The sequence below is a fragment of the Bradyrhizobium sp. U531 genome, assembly GCF_051710265.1.
In the GTDB taxonomy this organism is placed as follows: Bacteria; Pseudomonadota; Alphaproteobacteria; order Rhizobiales; family Xanthobacteraceae; genus Bradyrhizobium.
The window spans coordinates 1-14,744 of record NZ_JASVEN010000004.1; the positions used below are offsets into that span (position 1 = coordinate 1).

A 14,744-nucleotide genomic window follows, 5' to 3' on the forward strand; every position below is an offset into this window, starting at 1 on the left:
CCAGCCGACAGAGAACTGTCACCCATCCATCCGGTCTACTTTGTTACCTATCTATCCGGTCTGGACAGCGCGCCACCTTCTCCCACAAGGGGAGAAGGGAAGAGGCGGCGGCGCCGCCTCGCGCCGCCGGACTACTCCGACATCGGCTTGTCGGAGATGTCCCAGTCCTTGCCGCTGAAGGTCGAGATGAACAGCGTCTTCATCGGCGTGTAGTCGTCGGGCGTGTAGTCGTAGGTGACGCCGTCGAGGAAATAGGGCGAGTGGAAGCCCTTGAGGTTCGACGCCTGCTTCAGCACGTTGGCGCGGGTGAGATCGTCGCCGCAGCGGCGCAGGATCTCGCCCATGGTCACCGCCTGGCCGTAGCCGGCAAAGGCGATGGTGTTGTCTTGATCAATCGCCGGCGTGTATTTCTTGCGCAGCTCCTCGAACGCCATCACGTCGGGGTCCTTCTCCCATTTGGGCAGGCCGACCTCCTTGTTGTAGCGGATGGCGACGATGCCGGTGGCGTTCTCGAGGCCGGCAGCATTGAGGATCGAGCGACCGGTCGAGCCCGCCGACAACAGCTGCAGCGGCTTCCAGCCGAGCTCGGCGACCTTGCGGATCGACTGCGACGTCGCCTTGCCGGTGGTGATGTTATAGAAGACATCGGCGCCGGATTTCGAGAGATTGATCAGCTGGGAATCGACCGTGGGATCGGTGAGATCGTAGGTCTGCTCCATGATGACGGATGCGGTGCCGCCCGCGTCGGCCAGCACCTTCTTGAAGGGACCTAGGAAGTCGCGGCCGAAATCGTCGTTCTGATAGAGGATGCCGACCTTGGCATTCGGCTTGGTGGCAACGACGTGCCGCGCCAGGATGCGCGCCTCGGTCGGATACAGCGGCAGGCCCGCCATCGTCCATTTGAACTCTTTCGGGTTATTCCATTTCGACGCGCCGGTGTTGAGCAAGAGCTGCGGCACGCCCTTGGAGTTCAGGTATTTGTGCACGGACGTCTGCGGCGCGGTGCCGAGCGAGCCGTAGAGCGCGAGCACTTCCTCCTGCTCGACCAGGCGCCGTGTCGCCTCGACGCATTTCGGCGCGCTGTAGGCGTCGTCCATGGTCAGGAACTTGATCTTGCGTCCGTTGATGCCGCCCTTCTCGTTCAGCATCTGGAAATAGGCTTCGCCGATGCGCCCGAGCACGCCATAGAGCGAGCCGGGACCGGAATGCGGCACGGTCTGGCCGATCTTGATCTCGGTGTCGCTGGCGCCCGCATCGTATTTTTTCTCCGCGGCCCAGACATAGGGCGCGGGCAATGTGGATGCGGCGATGGTGGCGAGCGCGGCGGCGCTGAAATCGCGCCGCGATGGATTCTTCGTCATTATTTGTTTCTCCCTGGCGCGCGCATTGTGCTGGCATCGCAGCACGGCTCGCAAGTGGGAAGTCGCGGCTTTGCGACGCAATGACGCTTAAATGTCAGGACGTTAGCGCCTAGACTCAAGTTTTCTCGGCGACGACGACGAGGCCGCGCACCGGCTCGTTGTTCTCGATGCGCGGGGACGCTGCCTGCAACGTCAGGAGCTTCAATCCGGTCCTGACGAGCGCGCTCCGCACATATTCCGCTGCATGGGCATAGCGCAGGCCTGCTCCGAGAATGATGCCGCTGCCATCGTGCGTCTCGAGCGTGAAAGCAAGCACGCCTCCCGGTGCAAGCACGCGCCTTGCTTCCGTCAGCACCGACGCGAGATCCGACAGATACACAAACGCATCCGCTGCCACGATCAGGTTTGCGCTTCCCTGGGGCTTGCCTTGCAAGCCCTCGATCATGTCGGCGATTTCGAGCTCGGCATAAAGGCCCGTCGCGCGCGCCTCCTTGATCATGCCGGGGGAGAGATCGATCCCCGTGAAACGATCGACCTGCCTGGCGAAGGCGCCCGCCGCAAGCCCGGTGCCGCAGCCGAGATCGATGGCGTGCTTGAACAGAGCGGGCTTCCTGGCGGCGACGCGCGCGGCGATCACCGCCTTGAAGATGAGGGACGGCGCGCGATAGTCGAGATCGTTGACGAGCACATCCTCGAAATGCGGCGCATATTGATCGAACAGGGCCTGCACATAGGCCTTCGGCATCTCGGAGAGTTGCTCGTCGCCCAGCCGTATCAAATGCAGGCTGGCGCCGTGCTGGTCCTCCGGGTCGGTCTCGCGCGCTTTCCGGAATGCGGCGATGGCCTTGTCGCGCTCGCCGAGTTCCTCGCGGAGTTCGCCGAGCGTGAACCACGCTGATGTGAAATTGGGCGCGAGCTCGAGCGCCTGCTCCAGCAGGTCGGCGGCGGCGGGCAAATCGCCCTTGAGCTGGAGGTCGCGCGCGAACTCGAAGCGGCGGTCGGCCCTGAGGTCGCCGGAGGTCTGGAATAGGCGCAGTGGCATTGGAGGAACCGATTGTCATCGCCGGGCTTGACCCCGCAATGCATCAAAAAAGGAACTCTTTAAGAGGATGGATGCGCGGGTCAAGCCCGCGCATGACAGCTTAATTTGGAGCGCTTGCAACCTATATACCAATCATGCGTCCGCAAGACATCCTGTTGCCAGCTGCTGCCGGCCTGTGCTGCAAGCCCGGCGGCTTCCATATCGATCCCGTCCGTCCCGTCGAGCGGGCCGTGATTACCCACGGCCATTCCGACCATGCCCGCGCCGGCCATGGCGCGGTGCTGGCGACGCAGGAAACGCTGGACATGATGCGGCTGCGCTATGGCGAGAACTTTGCCGGCTCGACGCAAGTCATCCGCTACGGTGAGGAGATCCGGCTCGGTGACGTCCGCGTGAAGTTTCACCCCGCAGGCCATGTGCTCGGTTCGGCGCAGGTCGCGGTCACTTGCGAGGACACCTGCATCGTCGCCTCCGGCGATTACAAGGATGCGCCTGATCCGACCTGCACGCCATTCGAACTGGTGCCCTGCGACGTCTTCATCACCGAGGCGACGTTCGGCCTGCCGGTGTTCCGGCATGGCGATGCCGCCGACGAGGTCAAGAAGCTGCTTGCATCCGTCGCGCTGTTTCCCGAGCGCGCGCATCTGGTCGGGGCCTATTCGCTCGGCAAGGCCCAGCGCGTGATCAAGCTGCTGCGGCAGGCCGGCTACGACGCGCCGATCTATTTGCATGGCGCGATGGAGAAGATCACCGAATATTATCAGAGCCGCGGCATCGATCTCGGCGAGCTCAGGCCGGTGAAGGGCGTCAAGAAGGCGGCGCTTGCCGGCACCATCACGCTGGCGCCGCCCTCGGCCACGTCGGACGTGTGGACGCGCCGCTTTCCCGATCCCGTCACCGCCTTCGCTTCGGGCTGGATGCGCGTGCGCGCCCGCGCGCGACAGCGCGGCATCGAGCTGCCGCTGGTGATCTCAGACCATGCCGACTGGGACGGCCTCACCGCCACGATCGGCGCGACCGGTGCCGGCGAAATCTGGGTCACGCACGGCCAGGAAGATGCGTTGGTGCATTGGTGCCGGAGCAAGGGCTTGAAAGCGCAGCCGCTCGATCTCGTCGGTTATGGCGACGAGGAGGAGACCGAGACGCCGGCCGCCGGCGAGGCCGAGGCATGAATCGTTTCGCCGAACTTCTGGACCGTCTTGCCTACGAGCCCGGCCGCAACAACAAGCTGCGCCTGCTCACCGGCTATTTTCGCGAGGTCGGCGACCCCGATCGCGGCTACGCGCTGGCAGCATTGACTGGCGCTCTCAGCTTCAAGCATGCCAAGCCGGCGCTGATCCGCAATCTCATCGCGTCGCGTACCGACGAGGTGCTGTTCGGACTGAGCTACGACTATGTCGGCGATCTCTCGGAGACGGTCGCCCTGATGTGGCCGAAGACCGAGCTTGCCGCTCACAACAACCCGCCGCCTCCCACCCTCACCGAGGTTGTCACCACGCTGCGCACGCTCGGCAAGACCGAATTGCCAAAGCAGCTCGAGCGCTGGCTCGACGAGCTGGACGAGACCGGGCGCTGGGCGCTGCTGAAGCTCGTCACCGGCGCGCTTCGCATCGGCATCTCGGCGCGCCTCGCCAAGACCGCGGCTGCGGCGCTCGGCGACAAGGACCCGCACGAGGTCGAGCTGATCTGGCCTGGCCTCTCGCCGCCTTATCTCGATCTGTTCGCCTGGCTCGAAGGACGCGGCGACAAGCCGGTCAATCGCGATCCCGCGCCGTTCCGCCCGGTGATGCTGGCGCATGCGATCGAGGACAGCGATTTCGCCGCGCTCGATCCCGCCGACTACATCGCCGAGTGGAAATGGGACGGCATCCGCGTGCAGGCCGTTGCCGGGCGCGACGAGCGCGGCCACATCATTGCGCGGCTCTATTCGCGCACCGGCGAGGACATCACGGGAAGCTTTCCGGATCTCCTGCCCTCGCTGCATCTGCCGGGCGCCATCGACGGCGAGCTGCTGATTTTGCGCGAGGGCCGCGTGCAGAGCTTCAACGTCCTGCAGCAGCGGCTCAACCGCAAGGTCGTCTCGCCAAAGCTGATCAAGGAATTTCCGATCCACCTGCGCGCCTATGACCTGCTCGGCGACGACGAGAACGATCTGCGCGAGCTGCCGTTCGCCGAGCGGCGCGAGCGGCTGGAGACGTTCATCGGCAAGCTCGGCGATCCCCGCATCGACCTGTCGCCGACGGTGCCTTTCGCAAGCTGGGAAGCTCTGACGGCCGCGCGCGCCGATCCCGCAAGTGCCGGCGCCGGCGAGGATGCGGACGCTGTCGAGGGCGTCATGCTGAAGCGGCGCGATGCGCCTTATTTGCCGGGGCGTCCGAAGGGGCAGTGGTGGAAGTGGAAGCGCGATCCGCACATCATCGATGCCGTGCTGATGTACGCGCAGCGTGGCCACGGCAAGCGCTCGTCCTACTATTCCGATTACACGTTCGGCGTCTGGACCTCAGGGGAGGGTGGTGACGAGCTGGTGCCGGTCGGCAAGGCCTATTTTGGCTTCACCGACGAGGAGCTGCTGCAGATCGACCGCTTCGTCCGCCGCAACACCACGGAAAAGTTCGGTCCCGTCCGCCATGTCGTGCACGAGCCGGAGCAGGGGCTGGTGCTGGAGGTTGCCTTCGAGGGCCTCCAGCGCTCGCCGCGGCACAAATCCGGTGTGGCCATGCGCTTCCCCCGCATCAGCCGCCTACGCTGGGACAAGCCGCCGCGCGAGGCGGACAGGCTGGAGACGCTGGAGCGGATGTTGAAGGGGGAGGCGGCGGAGATCGAGGCGTGATCTCGCCACGACGGCGGCGCGCTCCCTCCCCCACTTGCGGGGGAGGGTTGGGGAGAGGGCTGTCTCCGCGGTGGGACTCCCCCAGAGGAGAAAGCCCTCACCCGCGCCTTCGGCGCGACCTCTCCCGCAAGCGGGAGAGGTCGGAGCCCGCGGTCGGCAGTTTGTCCAAATCAAAGCCCGGTGCGCTTTGCCCGAATTAAACTCCCGTAACCCGATTGACGCCCGGTTGCGGGTTCCCCATGTGCCTCGCCGTGCCCTATAATGGGGGCTGAATTCGCCCAAGGAGCTTGAGATGGTCCAAGACGTCAGAGATTTGCCGGCCGGCCGCAGTGATGGCCTGCACCGCTTTCTCGGCGGCTCGCCGCTGGCGGTCGCGTTTCGCCTGGTCCTGCTCTCCATCCTGGTCGGTGTCGTGCTCGCGGCGATCGGATTCGATCCCTGGAACATCCTCACCAGCATCCGCCTCTTGTTCCAGCACCTGTGGGATCTCGGCTTCGATACCGTCAACTGGCTGTGGCGCTACTTCCTGCTCGGCGCTGTCATCGTGATCCCGATCTGGCTGCTGTCGCGCGTGTTCGGCACGCCGCGCCGCTAGTTCAGCTCAAAGGTTAAGGAGCCGCAGCCGATGCAATTGCGCTTTGTCGGCTGCGGCGACGCCTTCGGATCCGGCGGCAGGCTCAACACCTGTTTTCACGTCTCAGGCCGCGCGGCCAATTTCCTGATCGATTGCGGCGCGTCGGCGCTGCCGGCGTTGAAGCGGCTCGAGATCGAGCGCGACGAGATCGACCTGATCCTGATCACGCATTTCCACGGCGATCATTTTGCCGGCCTTCCCTTCGTCCTGCTCGATGCGCAGTTTTCGCGGCGGACCAAGCCGCTGACGATCGCAGGTCCGCAAGGCATCGAGAGACGTTTGCGTGAGGTGATGGAGGTCCTGTTCGAGCATTCCTCGAAAACCAAACAGCGCTTCGATCTCAGCGTCGTCGAGCTCGCGCCCGAGCAAAGCCGCACCTTCGGTGTCGTCACGGTCACGCCCTATTCCGTCGTCCACGGCGAATCCGGTGGCCCCTTCCTCGCCTACCGCGTCGAGGCCGAGGGCCGCACGCTCGCCTACAGCGCCGACACCGAATGGACGGAGACGCTCATTCCACTGGCGCATGGCGCGGACCTTTTCATCGCGGAAGCCTACATGTACGAGAAGGTGGTCAAGAACCATCTCAGCCTGAAGACCCTGGAACAGCACTTGCCTGACATCGGTGCAAAACGCCTCGTCCTCACCCATATGAGTGACGACGTGCTGTCGCGGCTGGATGATATTGCGCATCTCGCCGCCGAAGACGGCATGGTCCTCGTATTCTGACATGCACGCGCCTGCCCCCCTCGAGATCAGCTCCCGCCAGGTGTTCGCCATCGCCGGTCCGGCGATGGTCGCGAATCTGACGACGCCGCTGATCGGCGTGGTCTCGACCACGGCGATCGGGCGGCTGGACGATGCCGCGCTGCTCGGCGGGGTCGCGATGGCCTCCGTGCTGTTCGACTGCCTGTTCTGGCTGTTCGGTTTCCTGCGCATGAGCACGCTCGCCTTCACCGCGCAGGCGCTCGGCGCAGGCGATACGCGCGAGCCGGCCGCGATCCTGGCGCGAGGCTTCATCGTTGCCGGCCTGATCGGCGCCGCGCTGATCGTCCTGCAATTGCCGCTGGCCGCGCTCCTGCTCGACCTCATGGGCGGCAGCGAAGGCGTGACGCGGGCCGCGAAGACCTATTTCAAGATCCGGATCTGGTCGTCTCCGTTCGCGCTCGCCAATTACGTCATCCTCGGCTGGCTGATCGGCCTCGCCCGCGCCAATTCGGCGCTGCTGCTTCAGGTCGTCATCAACCTCGTCAACATGGTAGCGACGATCCTCTTGGTGCTGGTCTACGATACCGGCATCGCCGGTGCGGCGATCGCCGCGCTGCTGTCGGAAGCGGTCGGACTTGCCCTCGGCGTGATCGTCTGCCGGCACTATGCCGATGCCGGCTTCGCCGTGCCGTATGCGAAGCTGCTCGACCGCGACAAGCTGCTGCGGCTGCTGGCGGTGAATTCCGACATCATGATCCGCACCGCGGCACTGATCGCCGTGTTCCTGTTCTTCACCGCCAAGGGCGCGCAGGCCGGCGACGTCACGCTGGCCGCCAACTCCGTCCTCAACAATTTCCTGCTGATCAGCGCCTTCTTCCTCGACGGTCTCGCCAATGCCGCCCAGCAGCTCTGCGGCCGCACGCTCGGCGCGCGCGACCCGAAAGGCTTTGCCGCGTCGACCCGGCTGGTGCTGTTGTGGGGGCTCGGCTTTGCGGTCGTCGTCGCCGTGCTATTCGCGCTGTTCGGCCCGGCGCTGATCGATTTCATGACGACGAGCGACGAGGTCCGTCGTGCCGCGCGCGAATTCCTTCCTTTCGTCGTGCTCGCACCCATCCCCGGCGTGTTCGCCTTCGGCTTCGACGGCATCTATATCGGCGCGACCTGGGCGCGCGAGATGCGCAACCTGATGCTGGCCTCGCTAGTGATCTTCCTCGGCACCTGGTGGGCGCTGCAATCGTTCGGCAATGCCGGACTGTGGTGGGCGCTGCTGGCCTCTTATGTCTCGCGCGGCGGCTTGCAGGCCGCGAGGTATCCGGCGCAGTTCAGGGCGACGTTTTCGAAGCTATGACACGCGTGTCCCGGACGCGCTGCAGCGTGAAACGCTGCTGCGCAGAGCCGGGACCCATCTCTCCTCGAACTCGCTGCCACATAGGCCCCGGCTCTGCAGCGCACCACGCCGAAGACGGCACGCTGCGCTGCGTCCGGGGTACGAGAGTGCCTCACATCCCCGGCCAGTCTTCCGCCGTCAGTGTTGCGGCATCGGCGCCGACGATCTCGGACAGCGAATCGCGCCCGGTGCGGAGCAGCGTCGAGGTGAGGTCGCGCTTGATCTCGTCGACGAGGCCGAGGCCCTTGTAGACCAGTGACGAATAGAGCTGGATCAGGCTCGCGCCGGCGCGGATCTTTGTCAGCGCGGCGCCGCCGGAATCCACACCGCCGACGCCGATCAGCGGGAACGCGCCCTCGACACGCACATAGGTCTCCGCGACCATCCGCGTCGACAGGCGGAACAGCGGCCGCCCGGACAGGCCGCCTTGCTCCTTGGCGCGCATTGCCTCACGCAGCGTGCTCGGCCGCGCGATCGTCGTGTTCGAGACGATCATGCCGTCGACCTTGCGCGAACGGGCGACCTGCACGACGTCGTCGAGCTGGGCGAGGCTGAGATCCGGCGCGATCTTGAGCAGCACCGGCGTGTCGCCGGCCTTCTGCCTGACGCGCTCGCGCGCGTCGATCACGCGCGCAAGCAGCTCGTCGAGTAGCGCGCCTTCCTGCAGATTGCGCAGGCCCGGCGTGTTCGGCGAGGAGACGTTGACGGTGAAATAGCTCGCGACCGGCGCGAAGGTCTCGATCAGCTTGACGTAATCGGCGACGCGGTCCGGCGAATCCTTGTTGGCGCCGACATTGACGCCGACGATGCCGCCGTGCTGCGCGCGCGCGGCAAGCCGGCGCAGCGCGGCGTCCGCGCCGTCATTGTTGAAGCCCATGCGGTTGATGATGGCTTCGTCGCGCTCCAGCCGGAACAGCCGCGGCCTGGGGTTGCCGGTTTGCGGCTTCGGCGTCACCGAGCCGATCTCGACGAAGCCGAAGCCGAGCCGCAGCAGCGCGTCCGGCACCTCCGCGCTCTTGTCGAAGCCCGCGGCCATGCCGATCGGGTTGGGGAAGTTGAGCCCGAAGGCGCGCATCGCGAGCTTGGGGTCGTCCACGCGCGGCTTGATCGGCGGCAGGAAGCGCAGGCCCTGGATCGCCAGGCGATGCGCGTCTTCCGGATCGAGCCAGCGCAGCACCGGCAGCGAGAAAGCGTCGAAAGCGCGGATCACGGCGCAAGCTCCGGAACATCGTGGCCGCCGTCGGAGCGGATGCTGAGGTTCATCACCGATAGGACGGCGCCGAGGTCGAGCTCGCCATAGAGATGTGGAAACAGCTCGTCGTTACGCGAGCGCTCCCAGCGCAGTTCGCTGCCGAGCGCATCGCCGTCGACCTCGACCAGGAACAGCGCGCGCTGTCCGAAATAGTGCTTGCGCAGCGTCTCGGGAACCTGGGCGGCGGTGGAAAAATGGATGAAACCGTCGCGCGCATCGTCCGCGCTGCCGAGGTAGACACCCTGCCGTTCCGCCTCACGCCAGGCCGAGGCCGGACAGATTTTGTAGATCTTGACCACCGCTTGCGCAGCCCTGTTTGCTCTTTGAGTCTTTTGGGTTTTTTCGTCTCGTGCGGGGCCTTAAAAACCCCGGCGCGACCGTAAAGGCCGCCCCTGCCGAACTCAAGACCCAGAGCCATTTACGGCCCGATGAAATCCGAAGGGGGCCGGGAGGATTGGCATTTTGGCGTGTTTTCCGCCCGCGAACCGGCTGCCGCATCTCTTGAAGGGGCTTTCGGTCGCCGCCCCTTGCGCGAAAAACGGAAAACCGGTTGATTTGAGGACAGTTTTCCTGGGTTGCGACGGGCTGGACCATGATGGTCAGACAGGCCAAAGCGCAGAGGATACTCACACACGACCAGATCTGGGTCGCACTGGATCGGCTGGCGGCGCGCGCCGGTCTGTCGCCGTCCGGCCTTGCCAAGCGCGCCGGTCTCGATCCCACCACCTTCAACAGGTCCAAGCGCGTCACCTCGGACGGCCGCGAGCGCTGGCCCTCGACCGAATCGATCGCAAAGGCGCTCGCCGCCGCCGATTCCTCGATCGAGAGCTTTGCGCGGCTGATCGAGGATGACGCCGGCGACGGCCACTCGGTCCCGCTGCTCGACTTCGCGCTGGCTGGCGCGAGCGGTGCCTTCGACGCGGCCGGGCTTCCTTCGGGAAAGGGCTGGACCGAAACCGCGCTTCCCACCACCGAGGACAGCCGCACCTTTGCGTTGGAGATTTCCGGCGATGCGTTTGCGCCTGTCTATCGCGACGGCGACATCGTGCTGGTTTCGCCGGGCGCGCCGGTCCGCAAGGGCGATCGCGTGGTGATGCGCAGCAAGGCGGGCGAGGTGACGATCGCAACGCTGAGGCGCCGCACAGCGAAGGCCCTGGAGCTGCAGTCGCTCGATGCCTCGCAGGCCACGCGCACGATGGCGGCGGGCGACGTGGCATGGATTGCGCGGATCGTGTGGACGAGCCAGTGAACCGGCGCTTCGTCAGCGCAAATTCGGCACCAGCCAGCGAAACAACACCAGGGCCGCCAGGGCGCCCAGCGTCTCCGCAACGAGGAAGCCGGGGACGTCGATCGGACGAATTCCGGAAAACGTGTCGGTGAATGCGCGCGCCAGGGCGACCGCGGGATTGGCAAAATCCGTGGCCGTGAACCAGAAGCCGGCTCCGATATAGGCGGCGACCGCGCCGGCAAGAGCGGACGGCCGCAGGCGTGAGCAGGTCCACACCATTCCGATCAGGCCGAACGTGACCAGGAATTCGCTCAGCCATTGCGAGGGACCGCTGCGAAGATGAGACGACAGCGCGTAGGGCGGCATGTCGAACATCGCGTCCGCGAGGGCAACGCCGGCGACGGCGCCGGCCAGTTGGGCGGGCACGTAGAATGCGGCGACGCGCGGGGCGATATCGCCGCGACACGCCAGCATCAGCGAGACCAGCGGGTTGAAATGCGCGCCCGACAACGGCGCGAGCCAGACGATCAGGGCATAGAGCGCGGCTCCCGTCGAGAGCGCATTGGCGAGCAAGGCCAGCGCGACATTGCCGGCTGCCAGCCTCTCGCCGAGAATGCCGGAGCCGACGATTGCGATCAGCAGGTAGGCGGTGCCGAGACCTTCCGCGACCAGCGACCGCGCGAGTGAGGATTTGTCATTGCGGTCGCCGGCATGATGCAGCTCGCTCAACGCATCCACGGACGTCTCACAGCACTTCGAAGATCTTGTAGGCCACGGCGCCCTCGACGAGATAGCCCTTGCCGACACAGACGATGTCGTTGACCCAGGCGTAGGTCTGCGAGCCCGTTTCGAACAGCGGATTGGTGCGGAAATAATATCCGGCGGGATCGACCTTGGTACGCCCTGCGGGATCGGCCATCTCGGCGCGCAGGGACTGCGGCGTCACCCAGCGGCCGCCATAGGTCATGTAGATCAGCTCGCCGTCATGCGTCCGCAGCGACAGGCGGACATCGAGCGTCATGGCGCCGTCGGCGCGGAACAACGCCCAGTCGCCGCCGCCCCGTAGCACCTCGCCGCGCAGGCGTGGGCCTTCGAACGATCCCTTGGTCGCGCCGAACAGCACGCGCTGCCCGACGGGGCCTGCGCCGAAATTGAGGCGCGGATCGAGATCGACGACGATGTCGAAGAGATGCCGGGTTGCGAGATCGCCGAGCGATTTGATGCGGGGATCGGCCATGGGTCTGCTCTCCTTGTTGGGTTGGTTGATGTCCTGAATGGAAGGGCCCTGGCGACCTAGGCCGCCTGCGTCGCATCGCCGAACAGCTTGCGCCTGACCGCATCGGTCGAGAGGCCGGATTGCGCGCACAGCTCGGAGAGATCGAAGACGAAGCGTTCATGCGCGATCTTGTCGTCGCGGAAGGCGAAGGCGATGAACACCGGCAGCTCGGCGCGGCGCCCGTTGGGCTCGCCCCCGAAGCGATCGCCTGTCATCGTCATCCGGGCGGTGCCCCAGCAGATCAGGGTATCCGCTGAATTGGCGTGGCCATCGAGCGTGACGTGATAATCCGGGAACGACTTGAAGAAGCGCGTCAGGATGCGCTCGTTGTCGGCAAGGCCCTGCACCCGGGTACCGAAGGCCGGCGTCTCCAGCACCATGTCCGGATGCAGGACTTGCAGCGCCGCAGGGACATCCTGCCGGCTCTTCGCGATCGCCAGACGTTCTGCCAGCTCGAACATGCGCATGCCGTCCATCGCTTACTCCCATAAACATTCTACGTGTCTAATACATACATCGTGTATGTTGTATGGTGTTTGATACCGGCGCGTCAAGAGTTAGGTTGCGCGCGATGCGGGCGAAGGATCCTCCGAAAAGCCGTCGGGAAGAGTACAGCGAGGCCACCAGGCAGGCGCTGCTCGATGCCGGACGCGAGGCGTTTGCCGCGAATGGCTTTCAGGCGGCGGGCATGGAGGCGATCTCGCGGGCGGCGCGGGTCACGCGCGGCGCGTTCTACCATCACTTCGAGGACAAGAAGGCGCTGTTCGACGCCGTGGTGGTTGCCATGCAGCGCGAGGCGGCCGCCAGGATCGAAGCCGCGGCGCGGGGCGAGCGCAAGATCTGGGATCGTCTCAGCGCCGGCATCGACGCCTATCTCGACGCCTGCGAAGAGCCGGCCTATGCGCGCGTCGTCATCCAGGAAGCGCAGGCCGTGCTCGGCGAACCCCGTTACCGCGAGATCGAGGAGACCTACCCGACCGCGCTCCTGATCGCGACGCTGCGGGCGCTGAAGCGCGACGGCGAATTGAACGCGGAGGATGTCGATCTGCTCAGCCGGATGATCGACGCGATGATCTGCAAGATCGGGCTGTTGCTGCCCTACGCGGATGATTCCAGGAAGCTGCGCCGAAACGGTCAGAAGATCGTGGCGACGGTGCTGGAGACCTTCCGCAACAAGGCGTGAGCCTTCCCGATCCCCGCGATCGCCATTGCGACTCACCGACCCTCTCGCATAGGTTGCGCCGATACTACCGGCCCAGCTTTATCTTAGGGGAATACGATGAATCGCCGTCACGCCTTGAAGGCCCTCGCTGGCCTCGCGCTCTGTCCGCTGTGCAAGCCAGCTTTCGCCGCCGAAGGTGCGCATTGGAGTTATGAAGGCGTCGGCGGCCCCGCCAAATGGGGCGATCTCGATGCGGCCAACAAGGCCTGCGCGGTCGGCCTGCAGCAATCGCCGATCGATATCGAGGGGACGATCAAGTCGCAATTGCCGCTTCTGAAGCTGAATTGGGGCAAGAGCGCTGACACGATCGTCAACAACGGTCACACCATCCAGCTCAACTTCGCCGAAGGCAGCACCCTGATGCTCGGCGACGTCAAGTACAAGCTGCTGCAGGTGCACTTCCACCGGCCGAGCGAGCACATGATCGGCGGCAAGAATTTTCCGATGGAGGCGCATTTCGTCCATCGCAACGAGGCCGGCGGGCTCGCCGTGGTCGGCGTGCTGATGGCCGAGGGCAGGGCGAACCCGGCGTTCGGCAAGATCGTCAAGACCATGCCGGCAGCCGAAGGCCCGGCGGTAAAGGCCGATGCCGGCATCGATCCGCACGCCATGCTGCCCACCAAGCTCAGCTATTTCCGCTATCCGGGCTCGCTGACGACGCCGCCCTGCTCGGAAGTGGTGGAATGGCTGCTGCTGACCACGCCGATCCAGGTCTCGGCCGCCGACGTCGCCGCGTTCGCCAAGCTCTATCCGATGAACGCGCGCCCGGTGCAGAAGGACAACAGGCGCTACGTGCTCAAGTCGATCTGAGCTGCGTCACTTCGGGACGTCGCGACCTTGTTCGATGTCATTCCCCGCGAAGGCGGGGAATCCAGTACGCCGCGGCGTTTCGATTCTATAACCAAGGCCTCTGGGATACTGGATCGTCCGCCCCTGTGCGCAATTGCGCACTAGGCGGACGATGACATCGAGAGTTCGCCTCACGCGCTCCTTGCTGCTGCCCGACCCATAGTATGTCCGCAGCCGCCGAATTCCGGTCCTTGATTTTGTTAGAGATTTTTTAGATGGCAAAAGTGGATTTGCCCGCAGCTGGAAGCATAGTTCGCCCGCTGAAGACGCGCCGGCCAGGCTCCAGTAATTATCGGTCGGCCGCCTAATTCGCGTTTCTGTCGTGCCAGACGGCGTCGGCGGTCTCGTCCTTTAAGAAGCTTTTATAGAAGCTGGAGAAGGACGATAACCAGAAGATGCCAGTCAGGAGGAAGCCTGGCACGAACCAGTAGCAAGCCAAGAGCGCCCAGACGATCGCAGTCGTCGTAACGCTATAAGTCAAGGCTTTATGGGCCGCCCTCTCTGTCGGCTTCTTCGCGCTCCAGGCCCGCTCTGGAGAGTGTGAGACCATCTGCGGGCGGACCAAAGGCCGCGCAAAATGCGTTGCCGATCCCAGTTGAACCATTGCCTCCCTACGATGCTCTTTCGCCTTCCTGAGGTTCGGGTTGATGTGCAAAGCAACTTCAAAATCATCAATCGCCTTGTACAGATCCCCCTTTTTCTTCCAGGCAAGCCCGCGAGCATAATAGCTTCGATCATGATCAGGGCTGGCTACAATTGCCTTGTCGAATTCTGAAATAGCGGCATCGTACTCGAATTGCCGCGCATGCTGCATGCCGCGCTCATAATGATTTGCGTCGAGATCTCCCATTCCTTTAGGAAGCCCGCCCGCGTTTCAAGTGTCAACGGATGCTTTGTTGACAGACTTGGGTGGGCGGCAGCTTCACGGCTATCGATAACCAGGACCACTCAAAGCAGC

General features: G+C 64.7%; 16 protein-coding genes. 8 read left to right on the forward strand and 8 right to left on the reverse strand.

Going from position 1 to position 14,744, the window contains the following annotated elements; all coding sequences use genetic code 11:
* Positions 1 to 131 precede the first annotated feature (131 nt).
* Together QRQ56_RS19465 and QRQ56_RS19470 are read right to left on the reverse strand one after the other, a co-directional pair.
* The gene (locus QRQ56_RS19465; RefSeq protein WP_438742372.1) at positions 132 to 1,361 is read right to left on the reverse strand and encodes an ABC transporter substrate-binding protein; all 1,230 of its coding nucleotides are present in this window, start codon (positions 1,359 to 1,361) and stop codon (positions 132 to 134) included.
* Between the two features lie 115 nt (positions 1,362 to 1,476).
* Positions 1,477 to 2,403 (reverse strand): methyltransferase domain-containing protein, encoded by a 927-nt coding sequence (locus QRQ56_RS19470; RefSeq protein WP_438742375.1) that lies wholly within the window; start codon positions 2,401 to 2,403, stop codon positions 1,477 to 1,479.
* A 134-nt stretch (positions 2,404 to 2,537) separates the two neighbouring features.
* Between QRQ56_RS19470 and QRQ56_RS19475 the strand changes: the two genes are divergently transcribed.
* From QRQ56_RS19475 to QRQ56_RS19495, 5 genes are all read left to right on the forward strand, one after another.
* Positions 2,538 to 3,575, forward strand: a complete 1,038-nt coding sequence (locus QRQ56_RS19475; protein ID WP_438742377.1) for a ligase-associated DNA damage response exonuclease — start codon at positions 2,538 to 2,540, stop codon at positions 3,573 to 3,575.
* On the forward strand, positions 3,572 to 5,233 hold the full coding sequence (locus tag QRQ56_RS19480) for an ATP-dependent DNA ligase (protein ID WP_438742379.1): 1,662 nt from the start codon (positions 3,572 to 3,574) through the stop codon (positions 5,231 to 5,233). The genes QRQ56_RS19475 and QRQ56_RS19480 overlap by 4 nt, the downstream gene beginning before the upstream one ends.
* A gap of 292 nt (positions 5,234 to 5,525) precedes the next feature.
* Positions 5,526 to 5,828, forward strand: coding sequence for a DUF6460 domain-containing protein (locus tag QRQ56_RS19485; protein ID WP_438742381.1), 303 nt, complete (start codon positions 5,526 to 5,528; stop codon positions 5,826 to 5,828).
* Between the two features lie 30 nt (positions 5,829 to 5,858).
* Entirely contained in the window at positions 5,859 to 6,593 is a 735-nt protein-coding gene (locus QRQ56_RS19490) for an MBL fold metallo-hydrolase (protein ID WP_438742383.1), read from the forward strand.
* A gap of 1 nt (position 6,594) precedes the next feature.
* Complete coding sequence (locus QRQ56_RS19495; protein ID WP_438742385.1) at positions 6,595 to 7,920, forward strand: MATE family efflux transporter; 1,326 nt, start codon at positions 6,595 to 6,597, stop codon at positions 7,918 to 7,920.
* A gap of 151 nt (positions 7,921 to 8,071) precedes the next feature.
* Here QRQ56_RS19495 and QRQ56_RS19500 read toward each other — a convergent pair whose 3' ends face one another.
* Positions 8,072 to 9,169, reverse strand: coding sequence for a quinone-dependent dihydroorotate dehydrogenase (locus tag QRQ56_RS19500; protein WP_438742387.1), 1,098 nt, complete (start codon positions 9,167 to 9,169; stop codon positions 8,072 to 8,074).
* The gene (locus tag QRQ56_RS19505) at positions 9,166 to 9,510 is read right to left on the reverse strand and encodes a DUF952 domain-containing protein (RefSeq protein WP_438742388.1); all 345 of its coding nucleotides are present in this window, start codon (positions 9,508 to 9,510) and stop codon (positions 9,166 to 9,168) included. The genes QRQ56_RS19500 and QRQ56_RS19505 overlap by 4 nt, the downstream gene beginning before the upstream one ends.
* Before the next feature lie 296 nt (positions 9,511 to 9,806).
* Between QRQ56_RS19505 and QRQ56_RS19510 the strand changes: the two genes are divergently transcribed.
* Entirely contained in the window at positions 9,807 to 10,460 is a 654-nt protein-coding gene (locus tag QRQ56_RS19510; protein ID WP_438743004.1) for a S24 family peptidase, read from the forward strand.
* Positions 10,461 to 10,472: 12 nt separating this feature from the next.
* On the opposite strand, the gene QRQ56_RS19515 is transcribed toward QRQ56_RS19510, so the two are convergent.
* The 3 genes from QRQ56_RS19515 to QRQ56_RS19525 are packed head-to-tail and all read right to left on the reverse strand — an operon-like array spanning position 10,473 to position 12,191.
* A complete protein-coding gene (locus QRQ56_RS19515) occupies positions 10,473 to 11,177 on the reverse strand; it encodes an aquaporin (protein ID WP_438742390.1) in 705 nt (234 codons plus the stop codon).
* A gap of 7 nt (positions 11,178 to 11,184) precedes the next feature.
* A complete protein-coding gene (locus QRQ56_RS19520; RefSeq protein WP_438742392.1) occupies positions 11,185 to 11,676 on the reverse strand; it encodes a DUF3237 domain-containing protein in 492 nt (163 codons plus the stop codon).
* A gap of 56 nt (positions 11,677 to 11,732) precedes the next feature.
* Positions 11,733 to 12,191: an ester cyclase gene (locus QRQ56_RS19525; RefSeq protein WP_438742393.1), complete on the reverse strand. Its 459-nt coding sequence runs from the start codon at positions 12,189 to 12,191 to the stop codon at positions 11,733 to 11,735.
* Between the two features lie 95 nt (positions 12,192 to 12,286).
* Between QRQ56_RS19525 and QRQ56_RS19530 the strand changes: the two genes are divergently transcribed.
* Both QRQ56_RS19530 and QRQ56_RS19535 read left to right on the forward strand, forming a co-directional pair.
* Positions 12,287 to 12,898 (forward strand): TetR/AcrR family transcriptional regulator, encoded by a 612-nt coding sequence (locus QRQ56_RS19530; RefSeq protein WP_438742394.1) that lies wholly within the window; start codon positions 12,287 to 12,289, stop codon positions 12,896 to 12,898.
* Between the two features lie 96 nt (positions 12,899 to 12,994).
* A complete protein-coding gene (locus QRQ56_RS19535; protein WP_438742395.1) occupies positions 12,995 to 13,747 on the forward strand; it encodes a carbonic anhydrase in 753 nt (250 codons plus the stop codon).
* A gap of 343 nt (positions 13,748 to 14,090) precedes the next feature.
* On the opposite strand, the gene QRQ56_RS19540 is transcribed toward QRQ56_RS19535, so the two are convergent.
* Entirely contained in the window at positions 14,091 to 14,636 is a 546-nt protein-coding gene (locus QRQ56_RS19540) for a tetratricopeptide repeat protein (protein ID WP_438742396.1), read from the reverse strand.
* Positions 14,637 to 14,744: the final 108 nt, after the last annotated feature.